The sequence below is a fragment of the Vibrio sp. Isolate25 genome (assembly GCF_022398025.1).
Taxonomy (GTDB): domain Bacteria; phylum Pseudomonadota; class Gammaproteobacteria; order Enterobacterales; family Vibrionaceae; genus Vibrio; species Vibrio coralliilyticus_A.
Map to the genome: position 1 here is coordinate 1 of NZ_JAKEUT010000020.1, position 15,845 is coordinate 15,845.

17 protein-coding genes are annotated in these 15,845 nt (G+C 46.2%); 3 read left to right on the forward strand and 14 right to left on the reverse strand.

From position 1 onward, the window contains the following. The 6 genes from L1D15_RS20605 to L1D15_RS20630 all read right to left on the reverse strand — a co-directional run. Positions 1–302: transposase domain-containing protein (locus tag L1D15_RS20605; protein WP_239876879.1), on the reverse strand; the 302-nt coding region annotated here is incomplete at its 3' end. Between the two features lie 524 nt (positions 303–826). Further along, on the reverse strand, positions 827–1,777 hold the full coding sequence (locus L1D15_RS20610) for a hypothetical protein (RefSeq protein ID WP_239876880.1): 951 nt from the start codon (positions 1,775–1,777) through the stop codon (positions 827–829). Positions 1,778–2,160: 383 nt separating this feature from the next. Beyond that, on the reverse strand, positions 2,161–2,451 hold the full coding sequence (gene yggU / locus L1D15_RS20615; RefSeq protein WP_239876882.1) for a DUF167 family protein YggU: 291 nt from the start codon (positions 2,449–2,451) through the stop codon (positions 2,161–2,163). Then, on the reverse strand, positions 2,451–3,008 hold the full coding sequence (locus L1D15_RS20620) for a YggT family protein (protein ID WP_239868989.1): 558 nt from the start codon (positions 3,006–3,008) through the stop codon (positions 2,451–2,453). Before L1D15_RS20620 ends, yggU begins: the two co-directional genes overlap by 1 nt. Before the next feature lie 38 nt (positions 3,009–3,046). Next, positions 3,047–3,865, reverse strand: coding sequence for a pyrroline-5-carboxylate reductase (proC, locus tag L1D15_RS20625; protein WP_239876883.1), 819 nt, complete (start codon positions 3,863–3,865; stop codon positions 3,047–3,049). A 26-nt stretch (positions 3,866–3,891) separates the two neighbouring features. Continuing rightward, positions 3,892–4,608 carry a YggS family pyridoxal phosphate-dependent enzyme gene (locus L1D15_RS20630; RefSeq protein WP_239876884.1) on the reverse strand — a complete coding sequence of 239 codons (717 nt, stop codon included), beginning with the start codon at positions 4,606–4,608 and terminating at the stop codon, positions 3,892–3,894. A gap of 24 nt (positions 4,609–4,632) precedes the next feature. Between L1D15_RS20630 and L1D15_RS20635 the strand changes: the two genes are divergently transcribed. Together L1D15_RS20635 and L1D15_RS20640 are read left to right on the forward strand one after the other, a co-directional pair. Beyond that, positions 4,633–5,670 (forward strand): type IV pilus twitching motility protein PilT, encoded by a 1,038-nt coding sequence (locus L1D15_RS20635; RefSeq protein WP_239868974.1) that lies wholly within the window; start codon positions 4,633–4,635, stop codon positions 5,668–5,670. An 11-nt stretch (positions 5,671–5,681) separates the two neighbouring features. After that, entirely contained in the window at positions 5,682–6,788 is a 1,107-nt protein-coding gene (locus L1D15_RS20640; protein WP_239876900.1) for a PilT/PilU family type 4a pilus ATPase, read from the forward strand. Between the two features lie 95 nt (positions 6,789–6,883). Here the strand turns inward: L1D15_RS20640 and ruvX are convergent, their stop codons facing one another. The 8 genes from ruvX to metK form a co-directional block, all read right to left on the reverse strand. Next, the gene (gene ruvX, locus L1D15_RS20645) at positions 6,884–7,306 is read right to left on the reverse strand and encodes a Holliday junction resolvase RuvX (RefSeq protein ID WP_029236265.1); all 423 of its coding nucleotides are present in this window, start codon (positions 7,304–7,306) and stop codon (positions 6,884–6,886) included. Positions 7,307–7,323: 17 nt separating this feature from the next. Then, the gene (locus L1D15_RS20650) at positions 7,324–7,887 is read right to left on the reverse strand and encodes a YqgE/AlgH family protein (RefSeq protein WP_239876885.1); all 564 of its coding nucleotides are present in this window, start codon (positions 7,885–7,887) and stop codon (positions 7,324–7,326) included. A gap of 56 nt (positions 7,888–7,943) precedes the next feature. Continuing rightward, entirely contained in the window at positions 7,944–8,894 is a 951-nt protein-coding gene (gene gshB, locus L1D15_RS20655) for a glutathione synthase (RefSeq protein WP_019277263.1), read from the reverse strand. A gap of 13 nt (positions 8,895–8,907) precedes the next feature. Further along, positions 8,908–9,639, reverse strand: coding sequence for a 16S rRNA (uracil(1498)-N(3))-methyltransferase (rsmE, locus tag L1D15_RS20660; RefSeq protein ID WP_239876886.1), 732 nt, complete (start codon positions 9,637–9,639; stop codon positions 8,908–8,910). Between the two features lie 108 nt (positions 9,640–9,747). Continuing rightward, positions 9,748–10,452, reverse strand: coding sequence for an endonuclease (locus tag L1D15_RS20665; protein WP_239876887.1), 705 nt, complete (start codon positions 10,450–10,452; stop codon positions 9,748–9,750). A 78-nt stretch (positions 10,453–10,530) separates the two neighbouring features. After that, on the reverse strand, positions 10,531–11,028 hold the full coding sequence (locus tag L1D15_RS20670) for a SprT family zinc-dependent metalloprotease (RefSeq protein ID WP_239876888.1): 498 nt from the start codon (positions 11,026–11,028) through the stop codon (positions 10,531–10,533). A gap of 67 nt (positions 11,029–11,095) precedes the next feature. After that, on the reverse strand, positions 11,096–11,890 hold the full coding sequence (locus L1D15_RS20675; protein ID WP_239868949.1) for a DUF2189 domain-containing protein: 795 nt from the start codon (positions 11,888–11,890) through the stop codon (positions 11,096–11,098). Positions 11,891–12,166: 276 nt separating this feature from the next. Then, positions 12,167–13,321 (reverse strand): methionine adenosyltransferase, encoded by a 1,155-nt coding sequence (gene metK, locus L1D15_RS20680; protein ID WP_239876889.1) that lies wholly within the window; start codon positions 13,319–13,321, stop codon positions 12,167–12,169. A 322-nt stretch (positions 13,322–13,643) separates the two neighbouring features. Here metK and tkt point away from each other — a divergent pair, with 322 nt between their 5' ends. After that, positions 13,644–15,758, forward strand: coding sequence for a transketolase (tkt, locus tag L1D15_RS20685; RefSeq protein ID WP_239876890.1), 2,115 nt, complete (start codon positions 13,644–13,646; stop codon positions 15,756–15,758). Positions 15,759–15,845 lie beyond the last annotated feature (87 nt).

Below are 15,845 nucleotides of genomic sequence, written 5' to 3' on the forward strand. Positions count from 1 at the left end.
CGTTGTCTTGCTTGGGTTAAGGCGCTCTTTGCCAATAGCTCTTCATCAGCCAAACCGTCAGCACAGACGTTCATTCTTCGAGCGACTTCGGCAATGGGTTCATTGCGGAAAAAAGCCATACCCACAATCAGCCACAACACCATATCGCTYGGTAATCGGCGTCGACGGATAGTCGCTTTATCGGACAGTGAGGCTGCTTTAGCTACCCACGCATCGGGAATGTGTTCAGAAAAGGTGGTGAGTTGGGCRACATCAACAGGGTTTTCTTCGAGGAAGTCGGCAAAGAAGTTTTGAATAGACATAAAAATCGGAAACCTATAAACAGGTTTCCGATTGTCTCTCATCAGAAGGATCGGTCAACCGATCCTTATCTGATCTACATTGCGCTTCAAGAGCGGGATGTTATCATTTATTGGTTTCTAGCGTATACACATCGTAATCAAGTTTAAATAGGCCGCGCCTTTCTCGTACTTTTTCAAAAGAATAGCCATTCTTTATGAGTACGTTCTCTTTGTATTCTTTGTAGATGTATCCGCATGGAATTGATACGGCTAACAATCCGATTATTACTATTGTTGTTTTGTTGTTAGATAAGGTGGCCCACAATTCAACTGGCTCACTTCTTCTTCTAAAGTTATACAACAAAAAGGCTATGGAGTAGGCCAAAAATAGAACACTTGAATATAGAGTTATCCCACTACCAAAAGACACCTCGATTACTTCTAGTTTTTGGGCAATGTCTTCTTGAAACCCAATGTATATATTGCTGTAGGAAAACCAACACATAAACAAGCTGAAAAGTAGGAAAAAGCACATTCCTAGATATCTATACTTCAGTGGCACTTTCTAACTCCGTTGTTATTTTCTCTTGAACTTTATACTCTTCCCAAACCTCATCAACTACAAGACCAACAACAATGGCTAGTGCGGCAATTACTAATATTGGTAAGCTTGACGGGATTGCAATTAAGGCAATGACACTCACCACTCCCAATTTTAGCAATTCACTTCCCATCTCTCCGTACCAGTCGGTCATGTGGTATTCATCATTATTTACAAGCTGTTCTGTAGCTATTGCTGCACTAATAACGATGGACAAAGCTCCAGCCTTTAATGCACCTCGAATTTTTGTTTTCCGAGCAAAGCCTAATTGGTGCATTTTCGGGTTATCCATAAGGTAAGGATGATTTTTCTTTATGTTAACGCCATTTACTGTTGCGTAGTGCATTTTACTATCATTCCATACGCTAGAGATGATAATCGCAGCCTTTCCATTTTTAGTCTTGGTTTCCTTCGCCACAATACCTAACCCGCCTAAGGCTTTTGCTAAGTATGCTGCGTGAAGAATTTCTTTACCGTTGTCCAGATATCCTCGAATTTCATTCATTGTTTCGATGATTTTTGTACTGAATATCTCCCCGTCTTCTGTTCTGGCCGTCCAGTTATTCACAACATAGACCATCGTATCCCAGATAGTCATGATATGAACTTTTATGTGATTGCGTTCAAGAGCTTCTTTTAGTTTGCTGGATAGATCTTTCTCGCCTTCAGGAGCCAAAGGGTTATAAGGAGGCCACGCCATGTTTGATTGTGTTTCTGCAAAAGCAGTCTGTTGGGGTGAAGGTGTTGCAGGTGCAGCACTAGATGATTCAGCAATACGGTTTATTCTCTTGGCTTCTAAAGCTTGGCTCGCAGGTGACTTTATTGGGTTACGCTGCATCGTCTTGGCAACGCCTTGTTGAGACTCGTATAGAGAAACAGCCTCATCATAGCTCACTGAGGTACTGTGACTTTTCCAGTAGGCGGACGTTGGGGGTGGGAATGGATATTCAGGTTTATGCATTTAAAAAAGAACAAAAGGTTATCAACAGTAATTTGAATCCTACCGTGCCTCATAGTATTTCTGAGGTATTCAGTTGTTAATTAGCATAATTTTTTGAAAATTGAGTGATGATCGAAAAACATCCGAATACTAATGTTCAATAACTTAATAACTATAGAGTTACCAGTATTCGTTCTAAGCAATTCTATAATTAGAAACGTTACTTATTTTCAGTAAGTGTGTAACCACATAAAAATGACCAAGTGCTTCTGTGTATTTGTGTGCTCGTGGTCTTATTTGGTTATACATTTTCAATGTTTTTATAAATAAAAAGACCATCACAAGATGGCCTTTATTGTTTCGGGGATATGAGTTGGGGACTGGATTCGGACTTGTTTATGTCGCCCGAGTTCCCCTTTCTCTATGGTGACTAGCCCTTTTGCTACTTTGAACTGTTTGGACAGATATTTGCTCAGGTGAGCGTTTGCTTTTCCGTCTACAGGCGGGGCTGTGATGGCGATTTTTATTTCATCGCCATGCAGCCCAATCAGCTTATCTCTGCTTGCTTTGGGCTGAATGTAGAGCCTGAGTAGGAGAGTATCACCTTCTAACCAAGCGGCTTTTGCCATTATAGCTGGAACCAAACGGGACCAATGAGATCACCCATTAGGAAGTTGGCAAACTGCAGAGCAATAAACAAAACCAGCACACTTAAGTCGAAGCCACCCATGGCTGGAATCACACGACGAATCGGCGCCAGCATAGGCTCAGTTAGTTGGTGAAATACGTACTCGATAGGGCTTCGTCCTTGGCTTACCCAGCTCAGAATAGCTCGGATAAGTAGCACCCAAAATAGTAAGCCACCAGCGGCTTTGATGAGGGATAGCAGGCCAAGGTAGAAAAATTCTGCACTGAAGGAAACAGCGCCACTGGAGGCAAGCAGGATCAGAGCGACAAATTTCAGTACGCACAGCACATAGGCAAAGAGTACAGTGGCCAGATCGATACCACCAACTGAAGGTACAATCCTGCGCAGCGGTGCAATCACTGGTTGAGTGGCTTTGACGATAAATTGTGAGAATGGGTTGTAGAAGTCTGCACGTGCAGCTTGCAACCAAATACGTAAGATCACCACCATGATGTAGAGATCAAACAGGGTGGAAATCAGAAAACTTATTGAATTCATAGGTTACCCTTATTTCGTAGAGCTATAGCTCAATCTAATTAAAACAGTTTTTCCATCTCTTCAGCACGTGCTACGGCAGCTTGCATCGCTTTCGCTACTATATCTGAAAGTTGGTGTTCGTTGAATGTGCGTAGCGCTTCTGCCGTCGTGCCACCTTTTGAGGTCACATTTTCGCGCAGTGTAGACAACTCAACTTCAGGGTTGCCGACGACCATACTTGCCGCGCCCAGTGCGGATTGCTGAACTAATAGGCGCGCTGTCTCTTTATCAAAACCTTGAGCAATGGCTTCATTTTGCATCGCTTCCATAAAGCGGAAGAAGTAAGCTGGAGCACTACCTGCTGCCGCGATGATGTTATTAATGCCGGACTCTTGCTCCACCCAGCAGACCTTGCCACATGACTCCATTAGTTCAGCGGCAAACGCTTTATCTTGCTCAGAAACATTAGAAGGGGCGTATAGGCCACTCATTCCTAAGCCAAGCTGACTTGGCGTATTTGGCATTACACGGACAATGTTGAGTTGGTGATTGAGCATCTCGCACAGACGCTGGCTGCTGATGCCTGCAGCAATCGAGATAACCAATTTACCTGACCAGTCGATCGATTGAAGCGGTTTACATACCTCTGCCATCATTTGTGGCTTGACAGAAAGAACGATGACATCCGCCTCGCTGGCAGCGGCTAGGTTGTCGCTGGTGGTCTTAATGGCGAAATCCTTCTCCAGCGGTAGTCGTCGAGTTTCAGATGGGGCTGTCGCTGTGATCATTTCAGCGGGATATCCCCCAGATACCAATCCAGAGACGATAGCCTTGACCATATTACCTGCGCCGATAAAGGCAATGTTCTTATGTTCCATTGAGTCTGTTCTTCCTGTCTTACTAATTAAGCTTTATTGCTGTAGTCACGCGCGCCAAAAATAGCGGTACCGATACGGACCATGGTACTTCCTGCTTCAATCGCTGCTTCCATGTCACCACTCATACCCATAGAAAGCGTATCGAGGTTGAGATGCGGATAGCGTTGCGCCAATCGGTTTTTTAGTTCAGCTAGATGATGAAAAGCGGCAAGCTGAGACTGGTAATCGGAAACATTCGCTGGTATTGACATCAATCCTCTTAAGGTGAGGTTTGGCAGGGAAGAAATCAACTCTGCCAAAGTAAAGATTTCGTCATCGCTGGCGCCAGATTTAGAGCTTTCACTGCTGGTATTAACTTGAATAAGAACTTGCAGCGGCGCCATTCCTTCCGGCCTTTGATCGTTAAGTCGCTGTGCGATCTTGGTTCGATCCACGGTATGTACCCAAGCAAAATTCTCAGCTACAGGGCGTGTTTTGTTGGACTGGATTGGGCCGATAAAGTGCCATTCTAGGGCTAATTCAGGGTGGTTTTCTGATAAATAGGCAATCTTATCAATACCTTCCTGTACGTAATTCTCGCCAAAAGCGACCTGACCGGCGCGAGCCGCTTCTAAAATGGCTTCAGAAGGCTTGGTTTTACTCACCGCCAGAAGTTGCACTGAGCCTAGAGGGCGTCCACACTTTTGTTGTGCCGCTTCAATCTGTGAGGTGATCTGTTCAATGTTTTGTTGAATACTACTCATAGCTAACTTTATTAAGGATTTTAAATGGATATCGCTGAATTACTGGATTTTAGTGTAAAGCATAATGCTTCAGATCTACATCTTTCTGCTGGTGTATCTCCCATGGTACGCATTGATGGTGAAGTAAGAAAGCTTGGCGTACCAGCATTCAACCATTCTGAAGTGCATCGTTTGGTGTTCGACATTATGAATGATGCTCAGCGTAGTGAATTTGAAGAGCGTCTCGAAGTCGACTTCTCCTTTGAGCTGCCAGACGTTGGCCGTTTCAGGGTTAATGCTTTTAATCAGTCACGAGGTTGTGCGGCGGTTTTCCGTACCATTCCAACCGATATCCCGACTTTAGAGCAGTTGGATGCACCGGCCATCTTTGAAAGTATTGCTAACATGGAAAAAGGCCTGATTTTGGTCACAGGGCCAACGGGATCTGGTAAATCGACGACATTGGCAGCAATGGTGGATCATATTAATCGCCACCATAACAAGCATATCCTTACGATTGAAGATCCGATTGAGTTTGTGCATACCAATAACAAATGTCTGATCAACCAGCGCGAAGTTCATAGTAATACCCATAGTTTTAATAACGCGCTGCGCAGTGCTCTACGTGAAGACCCTGATGTTATTCTAGTAGGCGAGTTACGTGATCAGGAAACGATCAGTCTAGCGCTGACCGCTGCTGAAACCGGCCACTTGGTGTTTGGTACTTTGCACACCAGTTCGGCGGCGAAAACTATCGACCGTATTATTGATGTTTTTCCGGGCAGCGATAAAGGCATGGTGCGTTCCATGCTTTCTGAGTCTCTGCGTGCGGTGATCGCTCAGAAATTGCTCAAGCGCATTGGCGGCGGGAGAACGGCTTGTCATGAAATCATGATGGCAACGCCTGCGATTCGTAACTTGATCCGCGAAGATAAAGTGGCGCAAATGCAGTCTGTGATCCAGACAGGTGCAGCACATGGTATGCAGACCATGGAGCAGCACTCGAAACAGTTGATTGCTCAAGGTCTGGTTGATGCAGAAGAAGTGTCGAAAAAAATTGAAGTTGAGCAAGGTCTGTTCTGAGAGAGGTCATGATGGATATCAATGCTTATCTGCAAGACATGCTGACTGAGAAAGCGTCAGACTTATACATCACTGTTGGTGCGCCGATACTTTATCGTGTTGATGGTGAGTTGAAGCCGCATGGAGAGAGCTTATCGGAAGCCGAAGTGTTGACGCTACTCCACAGCACCATGGATGAAGAGCGCCAGAGTGAGTATAGCCACAGTCGAGAAGCGAACTTTGCTGTTGTGCGAGATTTTGGTCGCTTTCGTGTGTCCGCTTTCTACCAGCGAGAATTACCCGGTGCGGTTATTCGTAGAATTGAAACCACTATACCCACATTTGATGACTTAAAACTGCCCGAAACTCTGAAAGATCTTTCCATCGCCAAGCGCGGTTTGGTGTTAGTGGTGGGTGCCACAGGTTCTGGTAAATCCACAACAATGGCAGCGATGACGGGTTATCGAAATACTGAGCGCAGCGGCCATATTCTGACGGTGGAAGATCCGATTGAGTTTGTTCATGAGCATCAGAAATGCATCGTCACGCAACGTGAGGTCGGCTTAGACACAGAAAGTTATGAAGTCGCACTGAAGAACTCTTTGCGTCAGGCTCCTGATATGATCTTGATCGGTGAGATCCGCTCGCGAGAGACCATGGAGTACGCGATGACCTTCGCCGAAACGGGCCATCTGTGTATGGCGACGTTGCACGCCAATAATGCTAACCAAGCTTTGGAAAGGATCCTGCACCTTGTACCGAAAGAGCAAAAAGAGCAGTTCCTGTTTGATCTTTCAATGAACCTCAAAGGTGTTATCGGTCAGCAGTTGATTCGAGATAAAAACGGTCAAGGTCGGCATGGTGTGTTTGAAATCTTACTCAACAGTCCACGAGTATCGGATCTCATTCGACGCGGTGATCTGCATGAACTCAAATCAACCATGGCGAAATCTCAGGAAATGGGTATGCAGACGTTTGATCAGGCGCTTTACCAACTGGTGGTGAATGACAAAATTACTGAAGAAGATGCGCTGCACAGTGCGGATTCAGCCAATGATCTGCGTATTATGCTTAAAACTCAACGAGGTGAAAGCTTCGGTGGTGGTGCGCTGGCAGATGTGAAGATTGATATGGACTAGAGCCGTTTGAGGATTATATATTTCTATCGTGCTCTATTTGTAGTGCTGAAATGTAAAGGGTTGGCGCAATGTGCCAACCCTTTCTGTTTTCTCGCTTAGCCGTATTGAGCTTCAAACCAGCTTTCAAGGATAACGACCGCTGACTGGCAGTCTACATTCCCTTTGCTGAGCGCCTTGTAGCCGCCCATACTGAACAGCTCTGAGCGAGCTTCTGTAGTGGATAAGCGCTCATCGTGCAGCTCGACAGGAAGGCCGAAGCGACCGTGAAGGCGATTAGCAAACTTTTTCGCTCTAGGAGTAATCGTTTCCAGATCTTTGCCGTGAAGGTCTGTTGGCAGGCCGACAACCAGTAGATTTGGTTGCCATTCTTTGATCTGCTTTTCAATATCGTCCCAGTTGGGAATACCATCGTTGGCTTTAAAGGCTTTCAGCGGCGATGCCGTGCCTGTAATCTCCTGACCAATGGCACTGCCAATACTTTTAGTGCCAAAGTCAAAAGCCATAATTGTTCTAGACATAAATTTTAGTAGTGAGGTTATGCGTGACCAATATCACTGGACAGTTGAGACGCATCGATGCCAAGCATCTGCACGGCTTTCTGCCAACGTTCATTGATTGGTGTGTTAAACATGACATCAGGGTCGGCTTCAATCGTTAACCAAGAGTTTTCCGAAAGCTCGCTCTCCAACTGGCCAGCTTCCCAACCTGAGTAACCTAATGCAACAATGTACTCTGGTGGTTCGGCTTCTGTACCGAGTACCGCGAGAATATCCTTAGAAGTTGTAACAGAGATACAGTCAGTCATCTGAATGCTGGACTCATAATGATCTTTTGGTTGGTGAAGAATAAAACCGCGATCTCCTGACACCGGACCGCCATTGAGAACTGGTTTCTCAAGACTGCCGACTTTCAGTTGCGGTTGAGCCGCTTCAACGTCGACCTGTTTGAGCATTTTCCCTACTGTAATGTCGATTGGAGCATTAATCATTAAACCCATTGCGCCATCATCGTTGTGCTCACACACATAGATAACGCTGCGTTGGAAGTAGGGATCTTTCATCCCCGGCATAGCAACTAAAAAGTGGTTGGTTAAATTCATAGTTACTCCAGCGTATAGTGGGCAATACATGATCGCCCAATGATCCTGTGGGTAAATTACTGCTTATTGAGACGGCGCTCAATGGCATCCATCAATTTACCCGTGATTGAGATATCAAACGCAGCCTCAATTTCGCGAATACAAGTTGGGCTGGTTACATTAATCTCAGTCAACTTGTCACCAATGACGTCTAGGCCTACAAAGATCAAACCTTTTTCTTTAAGTGTAGGCGCTACAGCCGCTGCGATCTGTTTATCTGTTTCGCTCAGTGGTCGGGCTTCACCGGTGCCACCCGCTGCAAGGTTGCCACGCGTTTCTCCTTTTGCCGGAATACGTGCCAAGCAGTATGGCATTGCTTCACCGTCTACAACCAGAATTCTTTTGTCGCCATTGCTGATATCAGGAACGAATGTTTGTGCCATCGCATAGTTTTGACCGTGGTTAGTCAGGGTTTCGATAATCACAGAAACATTTGGATCGTTCTCTTTGACTCGGAAAATAGATGCACCACCCATGCCATCTAATGGTTTTAAGATCACATCTCCGTGCTGTTCGCGGAATTGTTTAATCTTCTCCGCTTTGCGGGTCACGATCGTGGTTGGGGTGAGTTCTGGGAACCAGGCTGTGAACAGCTTTTCGTTACAGTCACGCAGGCTCTGAGGTTTGTTGACGATTAACGTGCCTTTCTCTTCTGCGCGCTCAAGAATGTAGGTTGCGTAGATGTATTCAGTATCAAACGGAGGATCTTTACGCATCAATACCGCATCAAGCTCTGACAACTCAATAGTTTGCTCTGACTTAAACTGGAACCAGCCCGTTGGATCTTCTTTGAGTTCCACCACTTTGGTGTCTGCAACAGCAACACCTTGGTCTAGGTGCAGATCATGCATTTCCATGTAGTGGATTTCGTAGCCGCGGCGCTGCGCTTCAAGCATCATGGCAAAGCTAGAGTCTTTCTTGATGTTGATGGACTCGATAGGGTCCATCACGATACCTAATTTGATCATGGTTTTTCTCCGTTTAACCAAGGTCGCCAAAGCGAACTTGAAGGGCAGTAATTGCGGTAAGAGCTGCGGTCTCTGTGCGTAATACGCGTGGGCCTAGCAGAGTCTCTTCAAATTGATATTCTCGGGTTTTATCGATCTCTTCTGCGGATAAGCCACCTTCGGGGCCAATCAACAGGCGAACTTTCTCGACCGGCGCTGGTAGCGTATTGATTGAGTATTTTGCTCTGGGGTGAAGATTGAGCTTGAGGCCGTCATAGTCTTCGGCGCACCAGTCTTCTAACTGCATGATAGGGCGAATCTGCGGAACGATATTGCGTCCACTTTGCTCGCAAGCGCTGATGGCAACTTTCTGCCATTGGGCGAGCTTTTTCTCAAAACGTTTTTGATCTAGCTTGACGCCACAACGCTCAGAAATCAGTGGGGTAATGGTATTAACGCCCAGCTCTACGGACTTCTGAATGGTGAACTCCATCTTTTCCCCGCGAGAAATGACCTGACCTAAATGCAGGTCCAGTGGTGACTCGCTGCTGCGTTCAACACGTTCAGTGATATTCACCGTGACGGACTTTTTGCTGACTTCTTCAATTACGGCTGGAAACTCAGCGCCATAACCATCAAAAAGTAACACTTCCTGTCCAACCTTCATCCGCAAGACTCTTCCTACATGGCCGGCTGCATCTTCGCTAAGCGCTAAACTGCCAAGTTGGGTTATAGGTTCAGGGTGATAAATTCGAGGAATTCGCATCAGCTTTGTATCCGGCCAGATAATTGAGAATGAACTCCTAACATGGATGCTTTATGCCTAAAAAACAAGGGGCAGGCTGTACATATCGCTACAATTCATAAGGGGCAATTACAGAGCCTGACATGCCTTGAAAACGAAAGGGTTATGATTGCCCTGAATCTTGAAGATTCGACGCTCACGTTCACATTCCCATGTGTCGACAGGATAGAGTTTATTCCAAGCTGCCATGAGTTGGTTTTGTTGCTTCGATAGCTTGAATCCGTATTCCTCACTCATGTACAGGTAAGTACGAGCAATCGATCCTTTAGCGCGATCTGGCGGCATGACTCTGCGTTGTTTAAAGTTAACCTGCACTTCACATTGACCATAGGTGGCGCCATCCACGCCATTCCACTGGCTGAAATGGTAATTAGATCGGTCACCATTAACTTCACCGATAGCTGGTGTGAGGTTATGTAGATCTGCCTCCATCAAGCGAAAGGTACGATCGTTTTTGGTGCAGTTCTTTCTACCACCAGACTGCCAGCATTGTCGTTGGTGGCCAAACTGCCATGCAGGTACTACGTGCTCCCATTCAATTCTGGAGGCACGCTTTTGTTGCTTTCTTACTGAGTAGCCACATGAGGTTAAATCAGGAATACCTTTCTTTCCCTGCCAAGTGATATCACATCCGCAATAAAAGCTGGTGGGATGATCCGCGTATATCTTCAGCGCTTCTTTCTTGGCTTTCGAAAACGAAGATGGAGGGGCAGAGAGTGCCTGAGATGAAGCAATAAGTAAGGTTAAGAAAATGAAAAATGCACGAAGTTTCATGTCGATAAGTATTAGAAAAGTATGACTTATCGCAGTCTAACATGCATTTGTTGGGTTTTTTACTGATAGTGCGTTGAGTTATGAGAGTTGTTTGCCAGTAAACGTAAGGGGTTGTTGGCATTTCTGGCAGCGATAGCTGCTTTGCTGACGTAGAACTTTATTATGACGCCTGATGGTTAGCGGATAGATCTGGCATCCGCAGCGGTACTCGAAGGTTTTCCCTTGTACGGAAGTTATTTCAAAACTGTGTGTAGTACGAGCAGGGACGCCGAACACGCTTTCCATGACCGATTGCCATTCTTTACCGTGAGGTTTGACCCTGCCATAGACTTGATAGGTCACCAAGTGAGCGACTTCATGCGGAATCACTTCATCGAAAAAGGCTTGCTGGTTTTCGATAAATAAAGTTGGATTGAGACGAATTTCATTGAGCTGGAGGTAGGCTTTGCCTGCGGCTTTCCCCCGTAGTTTGTAGCTGATAGAAGGGAAAGAGAATGAACGCTGAAAAGCACTCTGGGCTTGAGTGATACAATGAGCGACGATTTGTTGTGTGCGATAGCTGAGTTCTTTATCCATCAATGATTCGAAAAAATTCGCCCCTTACTTTGCAGGGGCGAATCATATACTGGATTAGAAGTTGGTGCTAATGGTGCTTTTTCTTGATGGTTTCATGATAGGCGTGCCAAGTACCGTAGCCAAGAATGGGCATCGTAAATAACATGCCGATTCCGTAAGTCGCAAAGCCAATTAGGATACCGCCACAGATCACGCCGGCCCATACGATCATTGCAGGAATGTTTGACTTGACCGCGTTAAAGCTGGTGAACACAGCTGTCATCATATCAACTCGTCGTTCCATCATCAGAGGAATGGAGAAGGCTGAAATACTAAACACAATTGCTGCCAGTACCATGCCGACTAAAGAGCCGATAACAAGGAAGGGTAGGAAATCGGTTAATGGAGCACCTTGAACGGACGGGTAAAGCGCATGAAGCAGCGCGGCAATACGCATCCAGAAAATCATACACACGGCGAGCATCACAGCAAACGCCCATTGTGATGAAGAATTGCGTCCAATGGCTTTCATGGAGTGAATCAAGCTAGCGTTATGGCCTTTTTCTCGTTCCCAACTAGCGTCATAGAGTCCTAGAGCTAAGAAAGGACCAATTAACATATAAACGACCAAGCTAGGCATCACGACTAAGTGTGTGCCTTGCCATTGAACTAATAAAACAATACCAATCGCTGCTGCCATAAAACACAAACCGTAAAAGGCACTGATCAGTGGCATGCGAACAAAATCGTGTAGCCCTAGTGACAGCCAATGAAACGGGGCCGATATGCTGAGCTGATTGCACGGGATAGTACGTGCGTATTCGTTATCTGGGACTTCCTTGCGTTTCTCGTTGAAGTCTTGTGGATTCACCGTACGAGGCATACATCCTCCTTGATCGATTCTCGGTCATAGGCCACCCGTTATTTCAAGGTGACATGGAACTCGATGCTCGGCTTTGCGACTGCTGGGTAAGCTGCGCATCTGTTTGACTTGTTAGAAGAAACTCACTTAGCTTTAAGCTTGCTCTTTTAACATATTGTTAACTATTGACCCCATGACAAAAAAATACAAATTTGTTGTTTGATTTTTGCGCACAAAAAAAAAGGGCTTCTGGTTCCCCAGAAGCCCTTGAATAGCAAATTAGTGCGGTAATTTAAATTACTTAAGGCCAGCGAAGTCGCGTAGAAGTGCAGCCTTATCAGTCGCTTCCCATGGGAACTCTTCACGACCGAAGTGGCCGTATGCCGCTGTTTTCTTGTAGATTGGTTGAAGTAGGTTCAGCATTTCTTGTAGGCCGTATGGGCGAAGATCGAAGTGCTGGCGTACCGCTTCAACAATGATGTCTTGAGATACTTTTTCAGTACCAAATGTTTCCACCATGATAGACGTTGGATCAGCGACGCCGATTGCGTAAGAAAGCTGAATCTCACAACGGTCAGCAAGGCCAGCCGCAACGATGTTTTTCGCAACGTAACGTGCAGCGTAAGCCGCAGAGCGGTCAACTTTTGATGGATCCTTACCAGAGAAGGCACCACCACCATGACGAGCAGCACCACCGTAAGTATCAACGATGATCTTACGACCAGTCAGACCACAATCACCCATTGGGCCACCGATAACAAAACGGCCAGTTGGGTTGATGAAGAAGTTAGTGTCTTTGTTTAGCCACTCTGATGGTAGAACTGGCTTAATGATCTCTTCCATAACCGCTTCACGTAGGTCTGGAGTAGAGATTGAATCACAATGCTGAGTCGAAAGAACAACAGCATCAATACCAACGATCTTACCTTGGTCGTATTGGAAGGTTACCTGAGATTTTGCATCAGGACGTAGCCAAGGAAGTGTGCCGTTTTTACGCACTTCCGCTTGTTTTTGAACAAGTAGGTGAGAGTACGTAATTGGAGCTGGCATTAGCACGTCGGTCTCGTTAGTCGCGTAGCCAAACATGATGCCCTGGTCACCCGCACCTTGCTCTTTTGGATCCGCTTTATCAACCCCTTGGTTGATATCTGGAGACTGTTTACCGATGGTGTTCAGTACCGCACAAGAATCGGCATCAAAACCCATTTCAGAGTTTACATAACCAATTTCACGCACAGTTTGGCGAGTAAGCTCTTCGATGTCTACCCATGCTGAGGTGGTGATCTCACCACCGACCATTACCATGCCTGTTTTCACGTATGTTTCACACGCAACACGGGCTTTTGGGTCTTGTTCAAGAATCGCATCAAGGACTGCATCAGAAATCTGATCTGCAATTTTATCTGGATGGCCTTCTGATACCGACTCAGAAGTAAACAGGTGCTTAGCCATGTTAGCTCCACTTTAATTTGGTTTAGAGTCAGTGAATGTGTTTAATCACTGACATTGAATAATATTAATAATTGTAGGTGTATCTACATCTAGACGTCTATTCTAATTTTCATTGTTTGAATTACAAGCTCTTTTTTAATTTAATACATATCCAAACGTTTGCTTCTAAAGAGTTAAATATTAATAACTTTGATAGAAATGGTGGAAAATAGGCGGAAATCCCCTGTATTCAGACTGTAAAACGTTTGCAGAGCTCAGGCGCCTTTGAGAGAATAATCGCCCACCAAAATTAGTTTTTCGCTTAACGCACTCAGGAGCAGACATGTCTTCCCGTAAACATCTAGCAAATGCAATCCGTGCTCTTAGCATGGACGGCGTACAACAAGCCAACTCTGGCCACCCAGGCGCACCTATGGGGATGGCGGATATCGCTGAAGTTCTTTGGCGTGACCACCTAAACCACAATCCAGCTAACCCAGAGTGGGCTGACCGCGACCGCTTTGTGCTTTCAAACGGCCACGGCTCTATGCTGATTTACTCTCTGCTTCACCTTGCGGGTTACGAGCTGTCCATCGATGATCTAAAGAACTTCCGTCAACTGCACTCTAAGACTCCGGGTCACCCTGAGTACGGTTACGCACCGGGTATCGAAACAACCACAGGTCCTCTAGGTCAAGGTATTACGAACGCTGTGGGTATGGCGCTAGCTGAGAAGACTCTAGCAGCACAGTTTAACAAAGAAGGTCACGACATCGTTGACCACTTCACTTATGCCTTCATGGGTGACGGCTGTCTGATGGAAGGTATCTCTCACGAAGCATGTTCGCTAGCAGGTACACTAGGGCTGGGTAAACTGATCGCTTTCTGGGATGACAACGGCATTTCTATCGATGGTCACGTTGAAGGTTGGTTCTCTGACGATACACCTAAGCGTTTTGAAGCATACGGCTGGCATGTAATCCCTGCAGTAGACGGTCACGATCCAGAAGCGATCAATGCCGCTATTGCTGCAGCGAAAGCTGACCCTCGTCCTACTCTAATCTGTACTAAAACTATCATCGGTTTTGGTTCTCCAAACAAGTCTGGTTCACACGACTGTCACGGTGCTCCACTAGGCGCTGACGAAATTGCAGCAACTCGTAAAGCGCTAGGTTGGGAACACGGTCCTTTTGAAATCCCAGCTGACGTTTACGCAGAGTGGGATGCAAAAGAAGCAGGCGCAGCTAAAGAAGCAGCTTGGAATGCTAAGTTTGACGCATACACTGCAGCTTACCCTGCAGAAGCCGCAGAACTTAAGCGTCGTCTAAACGGTGAATTGCCAGCTGAGTGGGAAGAGAAAGCAACACAAATCATTGCTGACCTTCAAGCTAACCCTGCAAACATCGCATCACGTAAAGCATCTCAAAACGCACTAGAAGCGTTTGGTCAAATGCTACCTGAATTCCTAGGCGGCTCTGCTGACCTTGCACCTTCTAACCTAACTATGTGGTCTGGTTCTAAGTCAGTATCGGCTGAAGATGCGTCGGGCAACTACATCCACTACGGTGTACGTGAGTTCGGTATGACGGCTATCATGAACGGTATTGCTCTGCACGGTGGTTTCGTACCATACGGCGCAACCTTCCTAATGTTCATGGAATACGCACGTAACGCAATGCGTATGGCGGCTCTGATGAAAGTTCAGAACATCCAAGTATACACGCATGACTCTATCGGTCTTGGCGAAGATGGCCCAACTCACCAACCAGTTGAGCAAATGGCCTCTCTACGTCTAACGCCAAACATGAGCACATGGCGTCCATGTGACCAAGTGGAATACACGCATGACTCTATCGGTCTTGGCGAAGATGGCCCAACTCACCAACCAGTTGAGCAAATGGCCTCTCTACGTCTAACGCCAAACATGAGCACATGGCGTCCATGTGACCAAGTGGAATCGGCAGTTGCTTGGAAACTGGCAATCGAACGTAAAGATGGCCCAACATCGCTAATCTTCTCTCGTCAAAACCTTGCACAGCAAGAGCGTAACGAAGAGCAAGTGGCAAACATTGCACGCGGTGGCTACATCCTGAAAGATTGTGAAGGCAAGCCAGAGCTTATTCTTATCGCAACGGGTTCTGAAGTTGAGCTAGCGGTGAGCGCTGCGGCTGAACTAACTGCGGAAGGTAAGCAAGTACGTGTTGTGTCAATGCCATCAACGGATGCATTCGACAAGCAAGACGCAGCTTACCGTGAATCTGTACTGCCTTCTGACGTAACAGCTCGTATCGCTGTAGAAGCGGGCATCGCTGACTTCTGGTACAAGTACGTTGGTTTCGGTGGCAAGATCATCGGTATGACAACCTTCGGTGAATCTGCACCAGCAGGTGAGCTATTCAAGATGTTCGGTTTCACGACTGAAAACGTAGTAAACACAGCGAAAGAGCTATTGGCTTAACTGTGGTTAGCTATGAAAGCCGAGTCCTCGTGACTCGGCTTTTTTGTTTTGACCCGATAGGATGAACCGGATGAGTTTTATAAATCT

What these genes read in the sequence shown, in the direction of transcription:
- yggU (WP_239876882.1), bottom strand. Translation starts at nt 2,451, where the DNA reads ATGGCAAAAGCCGCTTGGTTAGAAGGTGATACTCTCCTACTCAGGCTC.
- L1D15_RS20620 (WP_239868989.1), bottom strand. Translation starts at nt 3,008, where the DNA reads ATGAATTCAATAAGTTTTCTGATTTCCACCCTGTTTGATCTCTACATC.
- proC (WP_239876883.1), bottom strand. Translation starts at nt 3,865, where the DNA reads ATGGAACATAAGAACATTGCCTTTATCGGCGCAGGTAATATGGTCAAG.
- L1D15_RS20630 (WP_239876884.1), bottom strand. Translation starts at nt 4,608, where the DNA reads ATGAGTAGTATTCAACAAAACATTGAACAGATCACCTCACAGATTGAA.
- L1D15_RS20635 (WP_239868974.1), top strand. Translation starts at nt 4,633, where the DNA reads ATGGATATCGCTGAATTACTGGATTTTAGTGTAAAGCATAATGCTTCA.
- L1D15_RS20640 (WP_239876900.1), top strand. Translation starts at nt 5,682, where the DNA reads ATGGATATCAATGCTTATCTGCAAGACATGCTGACTGAGAAAGCGTCA.
- ruvX (WP_029236265.1), bottom strand. Translation starts at nt 7,306, where the DNA reads ATGTCTAGAACAATTATGGCTTTTGACTTTGGCACTAAAAGTATTGGC.
- L1D15_RS20650 (WP_239876885.1), bottom strand. Translation starts at nt 7,887, where the DNA reads ATGAATTTAACCAACCACTTTTTAGTTGCTATGCCGGGGATGAAAGAT.
- gshB (WP_019277263.1), bottom strand. Translation starts at nt 8,894, where the DNA reads ATGATCAAATTAGGTATCGTGATGGACCCTATCGAGTCCATCAACATC.
- rsmE (WP_239876886.1), bottom strand. Translation starts at nt 9,639, where the DNA reads ATGCGAATTCCTCGAATTTATCACCCTGAACCTATAACCCAACTTGGC.
- L1D15_RS20665 (WP_239876887.1), bottom strand. Translation starts at nt 10,452, where the DNA reads ATGAAACTTCGTGCATTTTTCATTTTCTTAACCTTACTTATTGCTTCA.
- L1D15_RS20670 (WP_239876888.1), bottom strand. Translation starts at nt 11,028, where the DNA reads ATGGATAAAGAACTCAGCTATCGCACACAACAAATCGTCGCTCATTGT.
- L1D15_RS20675 (WP_239868949.1), bottom strand. Translation starts at nt 11,890, where the DNA reads ATGCCTCGTACGGTGAATCCACAAGACTTCAACGAGAAACGCAAGGAA.
- metK (WP_239876889.1), bottom strand. Translation starts at nt 13,321, where the DNA reads ATGGCTAAGCACCTGTTTACTTCTGAGTCGGTATCAGAAGGCCATCCA.
- tkt (WP_239876890.1), top strand. Translation starts at nt 13,644, where the DNA reads ATGTCTTCCCGTAAACATCTAGCAAATGCAATCCGTGCTCTTAGCATG.